General features: G+C 33.9%; 19 protein-coding genes and 2 pseudogenes. 17 read left to right on the top strand and 4 right to left on the bottom strand.

What is annotated here, in order from left to right; all coding sequences use genetic code 11:
- Positions 1-25 precede the first annotated feature (25 nt).
- Positions 26-3,190, top strand: coding sequence for an ATP-binding cassette domain-containing protein (locus ACIP9G_RS01320; RefSeq protein ID WP_401016801.1), 3,165 nt, complete (start codon positions 26-28; stop codon positions 3,188-3,190).
- Positions 3,191-3,330: 140 nt separating this feature from the next.
- Here the strand turns inward: ACIP9G_RS01320 and ACIP9G_RS01315 are convergent, their stop codons facing one another.
- Genes ACIP9G_RS01315 through ACIP9G_RS01305 form a run of 3 tightly spaced genes read right to left on the bottom strand, consistent with a single transcriptional unit; the run spans position 3,331 to position 5,936 of the window.
- Entirely contained in the window at positions 3,331-4,170 is an 840-nt protein-coding gene (locus ACIP9G_RS01315) for a S1C family serine protease (protein ID WP_401016799.1), read from the bottom strand.
- Positions 4,171-4,227: 57 nt separating this feature from the next.
- A complete protein-coding gene (locus ACIP9G_RS01310; RefSeq protein ID WP_401016797.1) occupies positions 4,228-4,899 on the bottom strand; it encodes a hypothetical protein in 672 nt (223 codons plus the stop codon).
- A gap of 41 nt (positions 4,900-4,940) precedes the next feature.
- Positions 4,941-5,936, bottom strand: coding sequence for a S66 family peptidase (locus ACIP9G_RS01305; protein WP_401016795.1), 996 nt, complete (start codon positions 5,934-5,936; stop codon positions 4,941-4,943).
- Positions 5,937-6,168: 232 nt separating this feature from the next.
- On the opposite strand from ACIP9G_RS01305, the gene ACIP9G_RS01300 reads away from it, so the two are divergent.
- Complete coding sequence (locus ACIP9G_RS01300) at positions 6,169-6,642, top strand: DinB family protein (protein WP_340824536.1); 474 nt, start codon at positions 6,169-6,171, stop codon at positions 6,640-6,642.
- Positions 6,643-6,743: 101 nt separating this feature from the next.
- Here the strand turns inward: ACIP9G_RS01300 and ACIP9G_RS01295 are convergent, their stop codons facing one another.
- Positions 6,744-8,348, bottom strand: coding sequence for an ABC-F family ATP-binding cassette domain-containing protein (locus ACIP9G_RS01295; protein ID WP_340824539.1), 1,605 nt, complete (start codon positions 8,346-8,348; stop codon positions 6,744-6,746).
- A 251-nt stretch (positions 8,349-8,599) separates the two neighbouring features.
- Here ACIP9G_RS01295 and ACIP9G_RS01290 point away from each other — a divergent pair.
- The 15 genes and pseudogenes from ACIP9G_RS01290 to ACIP9G_RS01220 all read left to right on the top strand — a co-directional run bounded on the left by ACIP9G_RS01290 (position 8,600) and on the right by ACIP9G_RS01220 (position 19,172).
- Positions 8,600-9,592: pseudogene (locus ACIP9G_RS01290) on the top strand (tyrosine-type recombinase/integrase).
- A gap of 191 nt (positions 9,593-9,783) precedes the next feature.
- Entirely contained in the window at positions 9,784-10,101 is a 318-nt protein-coding gene (locus tag ACIP9G_RS01285; protein WP_401016792.1) for a hypothetical protein, read from the top strand.
- Positions 10,102-10,151: 50 nt separating this feature from the next.
- Complete coding sequence (locus tag ACIP9G_RS01280; protein ID WP_401016790.1) at positions 10,152-10,352, top strand: hypothetical protein; 201 nt, start codon at positions 10,152-10,154, stop codon at positions 10,350-10,352.
- A 271-nt stretch (positions 10,353-10,623) separates the two neighbouring features.
- A complete protein-coding gene (locus ACIP9G_RS01275) occupies positions 10,624-11,007 on the top strand; it encodes a hypothetical protein (RefSeq protein WP_401016788.1) in 384 nt (127 codons plus the stop codon).
- Positions 11,008-11,039: 32 nt separating this feature from the next.
- Entirely contained in the window at positions 11,040-11,735 is a 696-nt protein-coding gene (locus tag ACIP9G_RS01270; protein WP_401016786.1) for a DUF5677 domain-containing protein, read from the top strand.
- Between the two features lie 26 nt (positions 11,736-11,761).
- On the top strand, positions 11,762-11,902 hold the full coding sequence (locus tag ACIP9G_RS01265) for a hypothetical protein (protein WP_401016784.1): 141 nt from the start codon (positions 11,762-11,764) through the stop codon (positions 11,900-11,902).
- A 66-nt stretch (positions 11,903-11,968) separates the two neighbouring features.
- Positions 11,969-12,499, top strand: a complete 531-nt coding sequence (locus ACIP9G_RS01260; RefSeq protein ID WP_401016782.1) for a DUF3841 domain-containing protein — start codon at positions 11,969-11,971, stop codon at positions 12,497-12,499.
- Between the two features lie 562 nt (positions 12,500-13,061).
- Positions 13,062-13,322, top strand: coding sequence for a hypothetical protein (locus ACIP9G_RS01255; RefSeq protein ID WP_401016780.1), 261 nt, complete (start codon positions 13,062-13,064; stop codon positions 13,320-13,322).
- Positions 13,323-13,624: 302 nt separating this feature from the next.
- The gene (locus ACIP9G_RS01250; protein ID WP_401016778.1) at positions 13,625-14,389 is read left to right on the top strand and encodes a hypothetical protein; all 765 of its coding nucleotides are present in this window, start codon (positions 13,625-13,627) and stop codon (positions 14,387-14,389) included.
- A 46-nt stretch (positions 14,390-14,435) separates the two neighbouring features.
- Positions 14,436-14,660, top strand: coding sequence for a hypothetical protein (locus ACIP9G_RS01245; RefSeq protein ID WP_401016776.1), 225 nt, complete (start codon positions 14,436-14,438; stop codon positions 14,658-14,660).
- An 84-nt stretch (positions 14,661-14,744) separates the two neighbouring features.
- A pseudogene (locus ACIP9G_RS01240) lies at positions 14,745-15,134 on the top strand (M15 family metallopeptidase); the annotation flags it as partial.
- Positions 15,135-15,158: 24 nt separating this feature from the next.
- Complete coding sequence (locus ACIP9G_RS01235) at positions 15,159-15,410, top strand: S-layer homology domain-containing protein (protein WP_401018139.1); 252 nt, start codon at positions 15,159-15,161, stop codon at positions 15,408-15,410.
- Between the two features lie 349 nt (positions 15,411-15,759).
- Positions 15,760-16,134: a DALR anticodon-binding domain-containing protein gene (locus tag ACIP9G_RS01230; RefSeq protein WP_401016774.1), complete on the top strand. Its 375-nt coding sequence runs from the start codon at positions 15,760-15,762 to the stop codon at positions 16,132-16,134.
- Between the two features lie 197 nt (positions 16,135-16,331).
- Positions 16,332-17,513 carry an MFS transporter gene (locus ACIP9G_RS01225; protein ID WP_401016772.1) on the top strand — a complete coding sequence of 394 codons (1,182 nt, stop codon included), beginning with the start codon at positions 16,332-16,334 and terminating at the stop codon, positions 17,511-17,513.
- Between the two features lie 555 nt (positions 17,514-18,068).
- On the top strand, positions 18,069-19,172 hold the full coding sequence (locus ACIP9G_RS01220; RefSeq protein ID WP_401016770.1) for a TcaA NTF2-like domain-containing protein: 1,104 nt from the start codon (positions 18,069-18,071) through the stop codon (positions 19,170-19,172).
- Position 19,173: the final 1 nt, after the last annotated feature.

Here is a 19,173-nt window from a genome sequence, read left to right as displayed (position 1 = left end):
ATTGAAAAATAGAGAGGATATTACGATGAAAATAAATCATTTAATAGCAAATAATATTAACAATTTAAATGCTCTAATACCGGTAAATCAATCGCTAGGTATTGCTGGATTGTCTGGGTCTGGTAAAACAACATTTTGTCAAACAATTGGCGAAGAATCGAAAAAACGACTCGTATCCTTATTGCCGAAGGCTGAATATCAGTATTTATTTCCCAATATTATGGAAACGAACTTCAGTGCGATTAATATGGAAGACTTGCCACTTGTTCTTTTTCTAGGTAGATCATCCATTTCCTCCAATCCACGTTCAACTATTGGCACTCATACTGGCGTGTTTACAGAAATCCGTGTAACGCTAGCAGAAAAATATCAACTTTCTCCAGAGGTTTTTTCTTTTAACAATGTATTAGGATGGTGTCCTGATTGTAAAGGACGCGGGACAACTAAAAATGTTGAATGTAAAAAGTGTAAGGGCAAGCGTTTTAATCAAGAAGTTGAACAATATAAATTGGCTTTAAGGGACACAGAGCTCAGTATTTCCGATATCAATGACTTAAGCATTGAAACCATTCTCTCACAAGCGGAAGTTTTAAATATTAGTGAAGGGAAGCAACAAATCCTTCAAAATATTATCAATATGAATGTAGGCTATTTAACATTAAATCGAATAATGGGAACATTGTCAGGTGGAGAGTTAACACGCTTATACTTGGCCGAATTTATGGCGACTAGTGAAAATACAATTATTATTATCGATGAAATTTCTGTTGGCCTAGATCACGAAACACTTCTGACAATTTTAAAAGAAATTGAGCAATTAGGCTGCAAAAATCAAATTTGGCTCATTGATCATTCGGATACAGTGCTTGACATAACGGACGAGCAACTATTTTTTGGACCAGGTAGTGGAAAATATGGAGGGAAAATTGTTGAACAATCTCCACGCCCTAAACCAATTATTTGGGAACGAAATCATGCAATACCTGAAGAATACTACTCATTTCATGATCTTTACTGTCGTAATATTCAAATGGATCATATTGATATTCCTAAAAATAGACTTGTCACCTTTACTGGAGAGTCTGGATGTGGTAAATCGACACTCGTAAATGTATGTCTATCCAGTGATTTTCAAAAACGATATCCTAAAGATAAGTTAGTCATGGTGGGGCAAGATCGCAACCAATCGATTACGAGTCGTTCAACTGTTGCAACGTTTCTTGATATTAAAAGGAAGCTTACAAAATATAGTGACGATATTGATGATATTTTTCAGCGTTCAATTGAAGATATTATTGAGGAGTTGCCTACAGAGGATATTGCTTTTAAACGCCTAAATTTATTGATTAAATTAGGACTTGGTTATTTGACGTTGGAGAGAAAAACACAAACATTATCGACAGGAGAATTTCAATGTGTCCATCTTGTTTCGGAGCTATTTGCTAATACAAGAAATCCTCATACACTCTTTATTTTTGACGAGCCTTCAAAAGGACTATCACAAAATATTTTAAACCAATTCATTGATAGTATAAGGGGGATATTACAAGATGCATCTGTCTCCATTATCATGATTGAACATAATCCATATATGCTAGAAAGCTCTGATTTTATCGTTGATTTCGGTAAACGACAGCTAGCGCCTGTTACCCATCTTGATGTTGTCAGTTATGATGACTATCAACATAAACAAAGCCAAGCAGAGACAAAGACCGATTTGCATATAGCTTCGTCCATTAATCAACAAAATGGTATTGATTATGAAAAAGAGAATCCAATTGCTTATTTTAAAAATGCCGAAAACATCTATAAAGGTGGTATTTTAAAAAGTTTATCATCAATGGCTCGTTTAATTTATGGTGAATATGACTCTGAAACAATAGCTCCTGTGATCGCAATTGATTTAGAACGACACTTATATAGTCAATATACGTTTCTCTATGAAATTGGTGGATTAATCAATTATATTGTGGGAGCACATCCTTCAAACAAAGATACAAGTAGCTTCGATTTTTATTCGCAACATAATCATTGTCCTTGTTGCTCGGGGCGTCGTGTAATTGATAAATTTGATTTTGATATTGTTATTCAAGATAAAAATGCATCATTTTGGGATGGTTTATTGCACCCTGATGTGATGGCAATTTTGAAATTTTATAAATTCGATAAATTACAATTCATCTTTAATGAAATTAATAATGAGCTTGGTCAGGATATTAGTAAAAGTTTTAACGACATGTCGGAAGAAGAAAAGCATACTTTTTTATATGGTTATTGGGAAAAATCATTTTATGATAAAGTGGGCAAGGCATCAAGGACATGGGAAGGTTTTAATCATATAATTGGTAACTATATTGTTATTTCAAAATCCATTATAAAAGAGCAAATTAAAGAGTCGAAAACAAAAATAACATGTCCAATTTGTCAAGGAACCGTACTAAACCATCGTAAAAAGTTGAAATTTGGCGATACAGATATTCGGGAGATTATTCAACTGCCTATAGACGAAGTGATGAAAATCGTTGGAAAATTACCCGCATTAGAAAAAATAAAAGCTATCATTGGTGGTAATACGGTATTGACAGAAGATGTATCTCTTTTCCCAAGAGAAACACAAGTCGCATTGAAAATGTTAGAATTAGAGCTCGCAAGCTTTGCAAATTATGAAATGGTTTTACAAAACGCGTTGCCATTTTGGGACAATATTCGTGGAAATATTGAAACTATTAGCATGCAAAATCGAATGACTATTTGTGATTTTGCCAACATTACCGAGACGAGAGAAACCATTATTGATAAGTATTTCACCAATGGCAAATACAAAAAGCTAACCTATGTCTATGAAGCATTCGGTTACAAAAAAATTGTGACATCTATTAATAAAATAAAGGCAAGTCATCCATGTCCATTTTGCAAAGGGAAGAAAGTAATTTCGGAAGATGGTCTCCATGATGGCGTATATAAACTATCCGTTCCTTGTGTGAGTTGTTATGCAAGTGGCATCAATGATGAAGGGCGCCAGCAAGCCGTTGAAGGCATAGATGTGCAAACATGGCTAACTGGCATTGTAAGTGATGTAGTAGCGGAAAGTACACATGCCGTTGCAAATATCCCCATTTTTAATCGCACTCGAGAATTGAACAAACGAGATATGATGGCGATATACGAGTACCTTGAGCAAAATAATTAAACTTTTTTAGCTATATGTCAGCAAGCCTAGCAACTAGTTGTTCATCGCTAGCTGCTGGGCTTTCATTGTCGGTTGTTAATCTAATTTTACTTCATCATTCCGATAAAGAGAGGAAGCAACACTTCCATAGAAGGAGTGGGCTATTTAAAATTTTCACTTTGTGTATGCCCATATTGTAGGATGTACTCTTCTAACACATGTACAGGAATAAATAATCCTACTCGTCCATAAGGTTCCTTTTTCATCGTGGCAAAAATAATGCCGATTACCTCACCATCACTATTTAAAACAGGGCTACCACTATTGCCTTTGTACACAGGTGCTTGCATCATCATGACGGGTTCCTGCCAATCGTCAAGGTAAGTTTCTTTAAGTAATGTACCTTTATTAGCAATACCAGTGAAGGATAGTGGATTACCTATGAAATAAACAGACTCATTCTCTTGGTAACTAGGGTTATTTGCAAGAGTTAGTGAGGGTAGATTGGTACTAGTAACTTGCAAAAGTGCTAAATCAACTTCAGGAAAGCTTTGTAGTAACTGAGCTTCCATAAGCCCTTGTTCAGGAAATACAACGGACAATGTAAGGGCGTTTTCTACTACATGTGCATTCGTTACAATAAGACCTTCAGGAGAAATAACAAAGCCTGTACCTTTACTTGAGCCTGTAGAAACCTCTACAATCGCCTTTTTATACGTTTGAATATCTTCTTGTTGCGATAATTGACTTGAGACCTTTATAAATTCGATAGCAGGAATGGAGTAAATTTGAAAAATAAGCGCAAACGTATTAAAAAATAGTACGAACGCCATAACCCACATAATCCATTTCATAATTGGCTTTTGTTTTTTAGCCTTTTTACTATGGGTAAGTCGTTCTCTTTCCTCAGCTAGCGCTTTTTGTTGCTCTGCCAGTACAAGTTCGATAAACTCCTCTTCCGTTAGTTCTTCCCCAGTAGTGTGCTTATGTATGTCGCTCATAAATGCTACCTCCTTACTTAAGAAAAAGGCGCCATGCGAGACGCCTGTTCAGACATTTTATTCAATTTTTTGCAAAGTTGACGTAATGATAAATGATTCTCCGTTATTTGTTACCATTTCGTCTTTTGTACGGATTAGTCCCACACCTTTGGCAAAATATTTAGAAGTCGTCATGTTGTCCTTTGTTTTAATAAGTTCAATAACATCGTGGAAAGTGGTTAAGCCCGTGGGTATAGAAGCAGTAGTCGAAAGTATTTCCCACCCATTAAAACGGCTTCCAACTTCCAAAGGCTGTTGTAAAATGATTTCAATAACTGGAAAAGTTGCTATATCGTGTGCTGTTGGCAATGTTGGCGTTTCATCTACTGCTTCCATATAGACAAGTTCTATAGCAGATTTCGTAATACGATAGACTTTTAACAATGTGACGCCACCGTTATTTTCCACTTGAGCGATTGATGTTTCATCGATGTAGGTCGTTTGAAGTGTGTAACTAGCAAACTCGTTCCCTTCACCTTGAAAATAAGCAGTTGTTCCATCCGGTGGGAAATAGGAAGCGAGAACACTACTGAATGGTTGATTAGTTGCTTGTTCTTTATCGTTTTGCTCATCAGTATTAGTCGGATGGCTGGGCTGTGGATTTGTACTCGGATTAGTTGTACAGCCGACAAGTATTATTGCTAGAGAAAATAAGAATAAGATTCGAATACTATCAAACTCCTTTAGCAATTTTCTTTAAGTATACGTGAAAGGGCTCCTATATACGAATATTAAGAGAACCAGCTTTCTAACAACAAAATACGTTTATTCGTTGCATCTACTTTAATACGCAAGCCGATTGGCAATGGATGCAGTGGATGTGTGTGGCAACAATCCACCTCAGCTAAAATTGGTATAGGATTCCCATCCAGCTGTTCTAATAAAACATCATAAGGTTTTCGACCTGTGCCTTCATCATCATACTGCTCATGCTTACCTAAAATAATTGCTGCAATTTTGTCGAAGTAGCCATGTAACTTTAACATTGCAAAGTTTTTTTCCACTACAGCAATTGTTTTGGATGTATCCTCTAATAATAAAATATCGCCTTCCTTAATTTGAGGGAAGTAGGGGGTTCCAATAAAGCCATACATCGTATTGATATTCCCACCGATTAAACGACCTTCGGCACTACCTTGTTGAACTGTTATCCAAGAATTATCATGCTGCGTTTTTTCTGCTGTTTTTTCAAGCCAATTGATTCGATCATCTGTCCAAATAGGAGGAGTCGACATTTCATAAGGAATTGAAACAGTTTGCATAAAGAGATCGATAAAATATTGTTCTGTGTAATTCACAAATGGTGGGAATTCTCCAAATGTAGATGCAACAGAGGGTCCGTAAAATACTGGTACGCCGGTTTTAGCATAGACGGCAAGGAGAATTGCGGTCACATCCGATAAACCAACTAGTATTTTGGGGGATTGTTGAATCGCTTTATAATCTATATAAGGCAACATACTATTTGCATTTGTGCCACCCATTGTAGGTAAAATCATTTTCACTGTAGGGTCGTGTAATAGGTCATTGAGCTCCTGGGCGCGCTCCTTAGGTGTGCCAGAACGATAAATATCATTCATGCCAGTTAATGAACCTTCTTTAATTGTAAAGCCAAGTGCCTGTAACCGTGCCTTTCCTCGCTCATATCGGGCGCGGGCAATAACTGAAGCTGGTTTTGAAGGCGAGTAAATGCCAATTGTATCGCCTTTTTTTAATGGGGAAAACATAAAATACCTCTTTCTATTAGTTTAAGTTGTAGCCCATTATACATGATTTAACAAAAATATGGGCAAAGTCTTTAACTTGAGGAAAGAGAGGTGAAAATCTACTGAAATTTAGAACAATCGTAGTAAAGAGGAGAATAAATAATATTTTTATGTAAACTTAATAATAGAAACTTGCGATACAATAAGGATTTTACTATGATAATAAGGAGTTAAAATTTGGGGGGGCGATAATATGTATCGACAAGTAGACGATTTTCTAAGTGAATGGACAATTGCAACAGAAGGAACTGCTCAAGTACTGAAAGCAATGACTGATGAAACATTAGATCAAAGCATTGTTGAAGGTCATAATTCACTTGGCTGGTTAGGCTGGCATTTAGTTGGCGCGGCAGGCTATTTTAGTTATTTAGTAGGTTTAAAGGTGCCGATGATTCGCCAAGAAGATCCTGTTCCAGCTACAGCAGCTGAAATTGTAGCGACATATGAAAAGACAGCTAATAGTATTAAAGAGGAAGCTGCCAAGCTTTCAAATGAAGACTTACTGGAGGAAGTGAACGGTTTTAACGGACCAATCCCTCGAGGTGTATTATTACGCAAACTAATTGACCACCAAACACACCATCGTGGCCAAATGACTGTATTATTACGTCAAGCTGGCTTACCAGTACCAGGTGTACTTGGACCAACGAAAGAAATGCAAAAATAGTATCAGGCGGCAAATACATGATGTATTTGCCGTTTTTTTTTTAATGTTTATAATTAAAAACCTCCCCCAAGCGAGTGGGGGAGGTTTTTTTTAAGAATGGATTAGTTTAAGCCTTGGCTATCTTTCCACTCTAAAAACTCATCATATGTTAATTGTTTGTCTAAAATTGAACCATCTTCACGGATTTCAATGACACGGTTTGCAATCGTTTGAATGAACTGATGGTCATGAGAAGTGAAAATCATGGCACCTTTGAAGCGGATTAAGCCTTCATTTAGTGCTTGGATTGATTCAAGGTCAAGGTGGTTTGTTGGTTCATCTAGTAAAATAACATTGGCTGTTGCTAGCATCATTTTTGAAAGCATACAACGTACTTTTTCTCCCCCAGATAATACAGAAGGGGATTTTTTCACTTCTTCACCAGAGAATAGCATACGACCTAAGAAACCACGTAGGAAGCTTTCTGTTTCATCGTCAGGTGAATATTGACGAAGCCATTCTACTAATGATTTTTCTGAACCTTCAAAGTATTTATCATGATCGTTTTCGAAATAGCTTTGAGATGTTGTAACACCCCATTTAAATGTACCAGCATCAGCTTCTTTATCTTCCATTAAAATATCAAGAAGAGCTGTTTTAGCCATAGGGCTACCAAGTAAAACGATTTTATCATCTTTATTCATTGAGAAACGAATGTCTTTAAATAACGTTTGACCGTCTTGACTTGCTGTAAGACCATCAACTGTTAATACATCATTACCGATTTCGCGGCCGATTTGGAAGTTGATGAATGGATATTTACGGCTAGAAGGTCTAATGTCATCAAGCTCGATTTTATCCAACATTTTTTTACGTGATGTTGCTTGTTTTGACTTTGACGCATTGGCAGAGAAACGAGCGATAAACGCTTGTAATTCTTTAATTTTTTCTTCTTTTTTAGAATTTTGGTCTTGCGCCATTTTTTGTGCTAATTGTGAAGATTCATACCAGAAATCATAGTTACCCACATATAATTGGATTTTTGAGAAATCAAGATCCGCGATATGTGTACATACTTTGTTTAAGAAGTGACGGTCATGGGATACGACGATAACTGTATTTTCAAAGTTAATTAGGAATTCTTCTAACCATTGAATCGCTTTTAAGTCAAGGTGGTTGGTAGGCTCATCCAGTAATAATACATCTGGTTGACCGAATAATGCTTGTGCTAATAATACTTTGACTTTGTCAGAACCTTCAAGATCACCCATTAACATATAGTGAAGATCATCTGAGATGCCTAAACCGTTTAATAATGTTGCTGCTTCTGATTCAGCTTCCCAACCGTTTAGCTCCGCAAATTCACCTTCTAATTCAGCAGCACGCATGCCATCTTCATCAGAGAAATCTTCTTTTGCATAAATAGCATCTTTTTCATTTTTCACATCATACAGGCGTTTGTTACCCATAATAACAGTATCAAGCACTGTATGCTCATCGTATTCAAAGTGATTTTGTTTAAGGACAGATAAACGTTCGTCCTTACCCATTGATACATTTCCTTCTTGTGCTTCAATTTCACCAGAAAGAATTTTTAGGAATGTTGATTTTCCTGCCCCATTTGCCCCGATTAAACCGTAGCAATTTCCAGGGTTGAATTTTATATTTACGTCTTCAAATAGTTTACGATCGCCATAGCGAAGACCTACATTACTTACTTGAATCATGCAAGTTCCTCCTTTTTTCACAATGGCTTTAGTATATCATGAAATATGTTCCATAGTCTATAAACATTATGACATCAACGTTTACCGATAATAGTTCTTAGGTGTTTGAGGGGAAATTGAGAGTGGGATGAAGAAGTTGGAAATTAAGAGTGGTTTTTAAACGTTTTTAAGGGAAAGAACAGGTAAGTAAATGAAATTGATTTATCCCTAATTTATTACCTTTTAATATTTCATTGAAAGGAAGAAGTTAAATGTCAAGAAAAGTAAAAGAATTGGGAATGGATGATGTTGTTTTTAAGCCTAGCTTACAACCTAATCAATCGAAAGATAATACTACCAAACATAAATCCGATTCAATCCTAATCGATCAAGCACTTGTAATAGTAAATCGACAAATGCAATTACAAGGTCTAAGACATAAGACTTTGTTGACTTATAACCAGACGATGCAAAAATTTGTAGAGTTTTTAAATATTGAGACGGTGGATGATATTAATAAGGAAGGGTTTATGGAGTGGTTAGAATCACTCAGTCATTTAGACAAGTCGACTCAAGCTAATAGATTTAGATTTGTATCAGCTATATTAACGAGATTTTATGATAACGGTTGGATGCAAGGTAATAAATTTTGGAAGGACGTTAAAATTAAAGTTGATAGAAAAGTAAAAAAAGCAGCATACGAAAGTGAGTTAGAAATATTACTATCAGTGATCGACACTACCACATGGCTTGGTTGGCGAGATGTAACAGTTTTACTTCTACTATATAGAACGGGCATAAGAATTCACACATTAACAAGCTTAAAAGAAGAACATATAGATTTTAATAAAAAATTGTTGGTTCTTTCTGGGGACATCATGAAGAATGGACAGGTGTTGAAGATTCCCTTAGAAGATGAATTATTAATGTTGCTTGAACATTTGATTAGGCAAAATCATGAGGTTAGGAAACGTTATAAAGAGAAAAATGATTATGTTTTCATTACAAAAAGTGGAAAGCCGACTTTGAATGACTATTCTCATAACAATGCTATTTCAAAGCGTATAAACGCTTACTCTAAAAAATATTGACTTTCAATCTCACCACACAAAATACGGAGGTTATATGCGACTAACTTGGTACATAAAAAAGTACCTTTGGCAATTATTTCAAAGGTACTTGGTCATTCTTCGTATGAGGTAACTCAGCGATATATTGAAATTGATGCAGATGAAGTGGCTGATACTTTACGTAAATATTTATGATTTAAAAAGAGTCAGCAATTTGCTGAAGCTAACTCTAAGAAAAATTTTATTTAATTATTAGGTGAGTAGCTCATGTAGTTACTCACTTTTTTCTTGATGTATTGTAATGTTGGAAGTTGTATACCATTTAAGGGTAAAGTAAAATTAATCTATAAAAGTATAATATTATAAAAAATAGGGAGGAATGAATAATGGAAACGAAAGAACACATCTTACATTTGTTACTGCAAAAAGGATTTAATTTTAGATACTACGAGGATCAAAAATTACATTTCTATACTAAAGAAATTACAGAGCCTTCAATAGTCAAATGGTTCGCAAAAGAGAACAGCGATTTAGAAGAAGGTTATGATTTAACTAATGTTTCAATAACGATTGAAATTAAGGATAATTTCAAAAATGCTCAATATGTATTTATAAATGGGGAAGAAAAGGATTATCAATACGAAGATCTAGGAGAGTTTAAAGAAATGTTGGAGAAATTACCTAATCAAGTTGAGTTACGTTAAACAATATCAGCATTTTATAAATGAACAATTAGAAGGGAAGGTTTGATTAGGTGAATTTAAAAGAAAAAATTATGAATTTAAACGAGAATGACTTACAAAGGGTTTATGAAATTGCAAATAATAAGAACATTTATAGCGAGTTTCTAATGGATACATTTGAATTGGAAGGCAGTTTTACGAATTCACAACTTGAAGAAATAATAAAGGTCTGTAAGGAAGTTGCTGAGATGAAACAGCACACGTTAAACTAATTATTTATCTCAGGGGGATTGTCATGAAGACGGTGAGGAAAAGAAAAATATGCATGTTGAACAGAATGTAATATGACGCTAAATCAAGAAAAATAGTAGCAGAACATAATGATGGTAAAGAAAATTACTTTTGCTTATCTGATATTAAAAATCGTAATCTAAGGAATGAAGAGTTTAAGAAAACTATTAAATTAGCTATGGAAATGAGAGAAGGATAAGAGACTGATTTTTAATCAAAGAAGTCTTTTATAAAAATGATAGGGAGTTCTTTATGACTGATATCAAATTTGGAATTAATGATGATTACCTAAATCAGTTTCAAAAACATTCAACTGAAGGTTATATTACGTCGTACACTTTAGAAATAGACTTCTTCGATGAAGTTGAAGTGATCGGTGTTATGAATATAGTTTTTGACATAATTGGGTATGGAGTAGAGGGTTTTGATGGTGGAATAGAAATCTCATATCAAGTTATGTATTTTCAAGACTCAGTAAACAAAGAAGATTATCTAGATGATAACGAGGCATTCATTTATATTTTTTCGAACTATGGAAGCGATATAATGACGGTAGTTGACTTAGCTTATGATGCTTTAGATGATTTTTATACAAAAGGTATTCCATTGAGTCAATTTGCAATGCACTTCAAATAATATAAAACAGTGATTTTATAGGAGTAGTGAAGATGGATTTAAACAATATCATAAGTGAATTAAGAGAAGCTCACTATAGAATTTATAAGCATTCGGTAGAAAATAAACAGAATATAAATACCTTAGACCAGTCTTTAATATTTCTATCTAGCAATGCATTTTTGGAATTGAAATCATTGGTATTATTGGTCGAAAATAAAGCTTATCATGGCACTTATAGTTTATGTAGGAGCATGTTTATTTATATGAGATACATTTTAGAAAAAGATTCAATGAACAGAGCTGAAGACTTTCAATTATCAAATTTAAAATCTTGGATTGAGATATACGAAAAAACTAAAAAGATGTATCCAGAACAAATGCCACATATTGATAAAAACGAATTAAATGAATGTAAAAAACCATTTATTTCTTCTAAAGATAAATATAAGTGGTACTGTGCTAGTGGTACTAATTCAATTTCAAGGTTATTTAAATATTTTAAAGAAGATAAATATGGATATTATTACATGAAGTATAGTGGTGAAACACACGGTAATGATTCAATCACAAAATTCTTAGATACTTTTAAACTTAATGATGACAAAGAACAATATGATAATTCAGAGGTTGTGTACATTGCATTAGAGGCTTTTTGTGATATTTTAAAATCACTAATTGACCACTACAATCTCAAAGAGGTAGTTACATATTCTAATATTAATGAAGAATATACAGTAAAACTGTAGAACTATTATAAAATGGGGGAAATGATATGAAATACAAAGTAGATGGAGTAAAGTACACTGTTAGAATTGATAAGTTTTCATATCCATACTTCACAAAAAATGATTTAGATTTTCTATGGGGTAAACCAAATACGTTTTGGTACTATGTAGAAGAAACGATTGCATAAAACACATCTTTTATAAATTTTAAAGAAAACATTTTAAGAAGATCTGCAACATGAGGAGGAACATCTTTGATAGTATATACAGTTCAACCTGAGGTTCTTTATAAGAAAATGCGAGAGCAAGGTTATTTAGAAGGTGATAAAAAATTTGCTATGTTTCCAGAAGCCTACGAATGGATGATGAGACAAATGGAAAAGCGCATTTCTAATTGTGTTATGGAAAACTACCCAGTATGGTTATGGCAAAGAAAACCTAGTGGAAATGAAAAAGCGCTTGCAACAAAAGGTGAAAGATGGGTTATTTTAAAATTAGATATTCCAGAAGATAGAATTTTATGGTCATCCTTTGATGATTGGCATCTTATTTTAAATAATAATCCAATAACTTATAATGAAAAAGAATGGGATTCTTTTAATGAAAGAGGATTTGTTAAAGAAGAAGTTGAAAAAACTTGGGAACGTTTATTCGATTATGATTGGTTGGAAAGTAGATCGACTGAATGGGCAGGTAATTACAATGAACATTGGATGCAAGCTGTTACTCCACGTATTACTATGGATCAGGTAAAGAAAGTTACGAGATTTATAGGTAAAGGATAAATAGTTTAATTTTACATACTGTAACAAATCATTGTTATAAAGCTTATCTGGATGATTTATAAATAGATAATTACTTTACGCAAATACCTTTAGAATTATTAAAATCGCTAGATGCCATTGGTGTAATTGGATTTAGATTATTGTATTATTATGAATCATTCATCAACAGAGAAGATGTAACTAAACAATTTTGTTACCCTAGCTATGAGACTATCCAAGAGGACTTATATATAAGTAATTTTTCTGTAACGAAATATAATAAATTATTAGTAAAGAAAAACTAATTACTATTACAAAACACAAAGTAGAATTTGATCCATTTGGAGATAGTGGATAATCATTACAGTGTAAATTTACATATGATATTGATAGCAGAAAAAGGAACAATTTTCACGATTGGAATTTTACCTGAAAAGGTGAAATTTTGAATCGTATATACTGGTTATTAATGATTATTAAATATTCTTCGTTGCAGTAACAAGTAATAAGCGGAAGTGTTATTGAAATACCCTCAAAGGCTTATGATTCATTTGGAAGCACTTATCCTTTAGGGATATCTATTATGAAGCCAAATGCTGAACACTTTCCCTATTGGCGTTATTTTATAGGCGGTACATCTGATATTAAGGAATTGGTAGTTGTCACTACTCGCCTTAATGGAGGCGGAGTAATACAAGATGTGTACAGTTATAGTTATAATCCTATTAACAAGAATGTAGGATCACTTATAATATATACGCATAGATCATCAAAATCTTTAGCAGGGAATAAAGAATGGAATACATTCATTAAGATATACCCTGTAGTTGCGCCAACCGTATAGCTCAGTAAATTGACTTATGCTTAACTGGGTAAAAGTTATTTATTGCGATTAAATTTATGCAGAAAAAAAGGCTTCGGTTGCGGCAGATTTAGGTTTTAGTGTAATAATGGATGAATTTTACGAATAGTGTTATAAGAATGTAATCCAGCCATTATAAGGAGATTTTAAGCATTCTCAGTTGATGGTGCTTTTTATATTATAAACATTTGAGAGTTTATATTTATAGCTGCAGAATTAATCAAAAACGTATCATGGTAATTTCTCTGAAAGTATTCAAGAATATGAGTAGGGGGAATTGAAAAATGGAAGCATTAAAAGGTATAACTGATATTTTACAAAGTTTCACACCATTAACATTGGGTATTACATTGGTAGTTTATATAATTTTTGACTATATAAATAATCATAATGTTACTGAAATAGAAATTAAGCTCATGTCACCGAAAAGAAAATTTCTAATGCTATTTTCCAAAAATATAATACCGTCGATCATTATTTCTATAATAGGTATTTTAGTTAGTATTGATACTGTTTTGAAACAAATTGAAGAATTGAATTTGAAAGATTTAATGAGCTTAAATACATATTTATTAATTATTTTCATACTCTTTGTTGTCATTCTATTTGCAGTATCTTACTTCACTCAAATATTTTTTAGGGTCATCGAGTTTATTGTGGGTATCAATTATGATTACTTTATAGAGGATGAAAAAGGTACTTGGAGAATTATACGTACTAATAACCTGAATAAAGTAGTGGTAAGGTGTAAGGAGGAAATTAAGTTTATTGAAAATCCCTATGAACATGAATATGTAGAAAAAATAATTAGTTCTAAAAGGAAATTGGAATTGTACAAAAATGATAAAACGGTGAAAAATACATATAGTAGTTTGCTATTAGCAGCGTTAATTTTACTTATTGTATTTATTGGATTATTTTCAATGTCGAAAATTAGTTTTATAGCTTTTATGTTATTATCATTTTTGTGTATTACTTTAGTTATATCAGGATTAATTATCATTAATAGTAAATTAGATTATGACCGACAAATTGAGCAGGGGAATTAAATCCCTTTGCTCTTTTTTTATTTTGTTAGAAAAGAGAGGTGAAAAAATGGAAGCATTAGATTTCAACTTAATTAATCAAAGATTAGAGTCTCAATTTGGATGGGCTATTTTATGCCTTTTATTAGGTGGATTCATCTTGAAAAAGGTTTATCAGAAGAATGAGCAAAATGAAACAAGAATTATTACGCTATATGAAACGAATGAAAAGAAAGCACAGAAACGAGAAGATAATCTTATGGAACACTTAGAACGTAGTAATGAATCACATTAATAATTCTCTTCAATCTTTAGAGAAACGTGTTGAAAAAATTGAAGAAAAAACACCTTAAGGATGGTGAGATAAATGACATTTAACTTGATTTATGACACTCGAAACCGTACAAATTTAAATAAATTAGCAGATCATACAAAGATTGCAGCATATAAATGGTATCAATATTGTGTAGATAATCAGATTCAAGTATTGATTTATGAAACGATCAGAACATTCGAACAATAAAAGAAGAATGTAGATCATGGAGTACCCAAAACAATGAAATCATATCACTTAGTTGGACAGGCTTTAGACTTTATACCAGTGGATTCTAAGGGTAATGCTATTTGGAATGGATACAATACTAACAAGATTCAACAAGCCATTAAATACGCTAAATCAATTGGATTTGTAAGTGGTTATGATTGGGGTTGGGATAGTCCGCATTTACAATTTAATTACAAAGGTTATGGTACAGATACATTCGGTAAAATTAAAGATCATGGAGGGCTAACGATGAGCCAATACAATGAGTTGCTAGGTAAAATTAATGAATTAGAAGTTCAGTTAAAATTAAAAGTGAATATTAGGTCAGAATCACTTGTAGAAGCATCTCATAAAGTACCATGGGATTGGGTTATTAAAGAGGGAATTATTAAAGGTGATGGCAAGAGTATGAATCCTACTGGAGCATTAACACGTCAACAAATGGCTACGATGATTAAACGATACCTGATAAATTTGTTGCTAAATAGGATACATATTTAAGTTTGGGCATAGGACTATAACAATTGAAGTTGTAGTTCTATTTTTTACTTAACTTTTTAACAGATAAGGAGTTGGAATTAAGTGAAAAATCAGAAATTATATATTACCATGTCCAGACATTAAAAGGTAAACATTGACATTTTACGATTGATGTACTAAAATTTATTATATTCCACTTTGTTCACCTCCTTTCTAAATTTAAAAAGTAGGAAGGAAAAAGTCTACTGTGGAAGGTAGCGAAAGACTATGGCATTTGTCGTAGTCTTTTTTATTTTTGTCATAATAATATTTTGTATAAGAAGATTTAAAAAATTATCGCTTACATGATATTGATTTTTCAATTGAGCAAATGCTGCACTTTGAAGGAGAGACAGGTCCATATATTCAATACACGTATGCTCGTATTTTCTCAATTTTAGATAAAGCTGATGTTCAACTTGAGGAAATGACTTATCAATCATTAGGTGTCCAGGCATGGTCAGTCATTCTATTACTAGAACAATTTCCTCGAGTTGTTACAAATGCTTATGAACAAGCGGATCCGTCATTAGTTGCTAAATATGCATTACAATTAGCACGCGCCTTTAATAAATATTATGCTAATAATAAGATTTTATCGAATGATGATCTACAAAGTTCTCGTTTAACTTTATGTTATTGTGTAGCAATCATGCTAGAAGAATCGTTAGCACTTTTAGGCATTAGTGCACCAAAAAATATGTAATGTTGTTTGTATTATAATGCACAGCGTTATTTCCTTGAACTGAGCAATTTTATATGTAATTTACCGAAATATTGACGATATGCAGAAAAAATGGTAAAAATAATATAAGAAATCAGATGTCTGACAACGACGGAAGTTAATCAAGTGCTGGTTGAAAGAGAAATAATGAATTTGGCGTGAAGAAAGGTATTAATCGCATGAATAATAAACAATGGACGACTTCAATAGTATTTGCTGTTGTCAGTATATTTTTCGTTGCCCTCAATATGCGACCTGCTGTAACAGGGATTGGCCCCTTGTTTAATGTGTTAATAGAGTCGCTACAAGTATCCAATACACAAATGAGTTTACTGACATCCATTCCGGTGTTCTGTATGGGACTATTTGCACCACTGGCTGTCCCGCTACAAAGACGTCTTGGTACGAAGTCTGCTATTGCACTGCTTTTAACACTGCTTGCCCTAGCTAATGGATTACGATTGATAAAAGAAAGCTATGCATTGCTAGTCGTGACAAGTTTTGTAGCAGGATTTGCAATTGCTATTATCGGTCCGATGCTAAATGCATTTATTAAAGAAAAATTTCCTAGTCGATTTACTACAGTTGTTGGAGTATATTCTTTTGGCATCGGGACAGGTGCAACATTAAGTGCGGCATTAACGGTATCATTTTATAATGGCTTTCATAACAACTGGACAATTGCACTTGGTAGTTGGGCAGTACTTGCCGTATTCGCTCTTATTATTTGGTTGCTCGTTATTCAAAACAAGAAAGGTCAACTGTCTGTACAAGAGGAAAATATTACAAAGGAAGCAGCACGTAATCCGTGGAAAAACGGTCGAGCGTGGACGATTTTACTTTATTTTGGTCTGCAAACATCGCTATTTTTCTCAATGATGTCTTGGCTAACGCCAATGCTACAAGATAAAGGCTTCTCACTTGTTGCTGCTAGTTCCATGCTAACTTTTTTATCTATCGTACAAATGATAGGGAATATTGTCGTACCGTTGCTAATGGAAAAATGGTCAAGTCGCATTCATTGGCTTCTATCATTAGGCATTATGGGGGTCATCGGTTTTGCACTATTGTGGATAGGAATAGGATTAATGTTATGGGTAGCTGTCCTAATTATTGGGATAGTGCTTAGTGGATTGTTTCCAATCGGTTTATTATTACCATTGGATGAAGCACGTAACAATGAAGAAGCCAATAGCTGGTCATCAATGGTGCTGTCCGGGGGTTTTATGATGAGCGCCGTTATTCCGACGTTAATTGGTTATTGCTATGATTTAACGGGTAATCATTCGTTCACCTATACAATATTTTTAGTTTTAATGCTCGGTATTATTGGTACAACACTCGTATTAAAGAAAGAATAAATACATGACGGGCATGCTTGAATAATAGGGCATGTCTTTTTTTATAAATCATATTACAAAATGCATCCAGTAGTTCTCTCTTGATGCCTAAATTTTTCAGTTGTATAGAGTGGAGGGAGGCGACTCCTGCGGGAACAGCACAAAATGTAAGACGCAACAGACCGCGCGTTTGCGAGGGTTGAGGCTTACATTTTGCCCTCGGTAAGCGTCCGCCCGTAACGGAAATCAATTGCAGTTAAATGAAGGAGGAAGAATTCTGTTTTGTGTTGAAATCCTGCTTCAAAAGAACAAGACTACATATTTCGAGTTTTTGGTATTCCAGTAGAAAAACAGAATTAAATTCTGTTTTTCTTTTTTTATGGAGTATAAGGAAAATAAGTGAAAAAATCAGTTAGTTGTTACTATTATTTAAAATAGGTTTTTTCTCTTTTTTAATAGGAAGCGTTTGTTCTAAAGAAAAAAATCAATAATTATATTATGTAAACTTGAAACGAATGAAATCCTTGTTTATGATAGAATAGGAAAGAAGATGAGAAAGAAAGTACTGGTGAATGTATGCGAAACAAAATGCTAATCGTTGGAGCGGCAACCTTCCTATTAACTGGCTGTAGTGATCAGTCCGTTGCAGAAATGTTTAACAAGGAAAAGGCTGAAGTGAAATCGGAAAAGCCTGTGGAGAAGCAGGAGGAAAAGCTTGTTCCAGAGGTGAAGGTTGTAGGAGAGAACGGAATTGGTGCAGGCATTATAGTGAAAAAAGAGCCAAAGATGCTCTATATTGTAACGAATGGAGCACTCGTATCATCAAAGCCTACAGCGCTTGTGCAATTTAGTAACGATAAGCTTGTAGAAGCTGAAGTACGCTATATGTCGACAGCCTATAATATAGCCGTGCTACAAGTGAAATATAACGCTTCGGTTAACGTTCCAACAGTTTATAATGGGAATTTGGATAACCTAGCTGTGTATGTCGATGGTTTACCACACACAATCAAAAAATATAATGACAAAGTAGCTGCTTATTATATTGATGGAGAGGAAGCCTTACCACCAGGTAGCCCTGTGATGGAGGCCGAGAAAGGTCAAATCGTGGGTATTTATTTTAATCGGCAGCAACAAGGTGTTTCACAACCATACATATTGCCACTGAAGGATATTGTACAATTACTTGATGAATGGATTACTGACGGCATGAAGGCAAAAGATCGTTTGTCCCAATCAAAAAATCTATACACGTATAGTGAAGACGGGGACAAAGAAGCAGTACAACAAGCTATCGAGAAATATGGTAAGGATGTTTTTGCTTATAACGAGGACGAAGTAAAAATATTTATTGACACATTTCATGAACATCTAAAAGCAGCTGTTGCGATTAATGATGCAAGTGTAATGAAGACTGTCACTGGAGCAGATGATTTACAGAGCACGCTGAATGACATGGTTGCCTATTATGCGTCTAAGCAAGCAAAAATTCATTTTTCGAATACGACAATTAAACGTATAGAGAAAGTTGGGCAAAATATTGTTGTGCGCGCAAAAACGGAATATGTGCTGACCAATTCTGCTGGGCAGGAGGCACTGGCCAATTCCATCATGACATATGAAATTTTTAAAAATGATCAGGGCGAGTATAAGTTAATTCGTCTTACAGCAGAGGAGTGAG

This window comes from Lysinibacillus sp. NPDC093197 (genome assembly GCF_044754025.1).
GTDB lineage: Bacteria > Bacillota > Bacilli > Bacillales_A > Planococcaceae > Lysinibacillus.
This window is presented reverse-complemented; position numbering and strand designations above follow the sequence as displayed.

Bases quoted from the DNA above. Each gene is read 5' to 3' on its own strand.
- ACIP9G_RS01320 (WP_401016801.1), top strand. From the start codon at position 26: ATGAAAATAAATCATTTAATAGCAAATAATATTAACAATTTAAATGCT.
- ACIP9G_RS01315 (WP_401016799.1), bottom strand. From the start codon at position 4,170: ATGAGCGACATACATAAGCACACTACTGGGGAAGAACTAACGGAAGAG.
- ACIP9G_RS01305 (WP_401016795.1), bottom strand. From the start codon at position 5,936: ATGTTTTCCCCATTAAAAAAAGGCGATACAATTGGCATTTACTCGCCT.
- ACIP9G_RS01300 (WP_340824536.1), top strand. From the start codon at position 6,169: ATGTATCGACAAGTAGACGATTTTCTAAGTGAATGGACAATTGCAACA.
- ACIP9G_RS01295 (WP_340824539.1), bottom strand. From the start codon at position 8,348: ATGATTCAAGTAAGTAATGTAGGTCTTCGCTATGGCGATCGTAAACTA.
- ACIP9G_RS01285 (WP_401016792.1), top strand. From the start codon at position 9,784: ATGGAAACGAAAGAACACATCTTACATTTGTTACTGCAAAAAGGATTT.
- ACIP9G_RS01275 (WP_401016788.1), top strand. From the start codon at position 10,624: ATGACTGATATCAAATTTGGAATTAATGATGATTACCTAAATCAGTTT.
- ACIP9G_RS01270 (WP_401016786.1), top strand. From the start codon at position 11,040: ATGGATTTAAACAATATCATAAGTGAATTAAGAGAAGCTCACTATAGA.
- ACIP9G_RS01265 (WP_401016784.1), top strand. From the start codon at position 11,762: ATGAAATACAAAGTAGATGGAGTAAAGTACACTGTTAGAATTGATAAG.
- ACIP9G_RS01255 (WP_401016780.1), top strand. From the start codon at position 13,062: ATGAAGCCAAATGCTGAACACTTTCCCTATTGGCGTTATTTTATAGGC.
- ACIP9G_RS01250 (WP_401016778.1), top strand. From the start codon at position 13,625: ATGGAAGCATTAAAAGGTATAACTGATATTTTACAAAGTTTCACACCA.
- ACIP9G_RS01245 (WP_401016776.1), top strand. From the start codon at position 14,436: ATGGAAGCATTAGATTTCAACTTAATTAATCAAAGATTAGAGTCTCAA.
- ACIP9G_RS01235 (WP_401018139.1), top strand. From the start codon at position 15,159: ATGAGCCAATACAATGAGTTGCTAGGTAAAATTAATGAATTAGAAGTT.
- ACIP9G_RS01230 (WP_401016774.1), top strand. From the start codon at position 15,760: ATGCTGCACTTTGAAGGAGAGACAGGTCCATATATTCAATACACGTAT.
- ACIP9G_RS01225 (WP_401016772.1), top strand. From the start codon at position 16,332: ATGAATAATAAACAATGGACGACTTCAATAGTATTTGCTGTTGTCAGT.
- ACIP9G_RS01220 (WP_401016770.1), top strand. From the start codon at position 18,069: ATGCGAAACAAAATGCTAATCGTTGGAGCGGCAACCTTCCTATTAACT.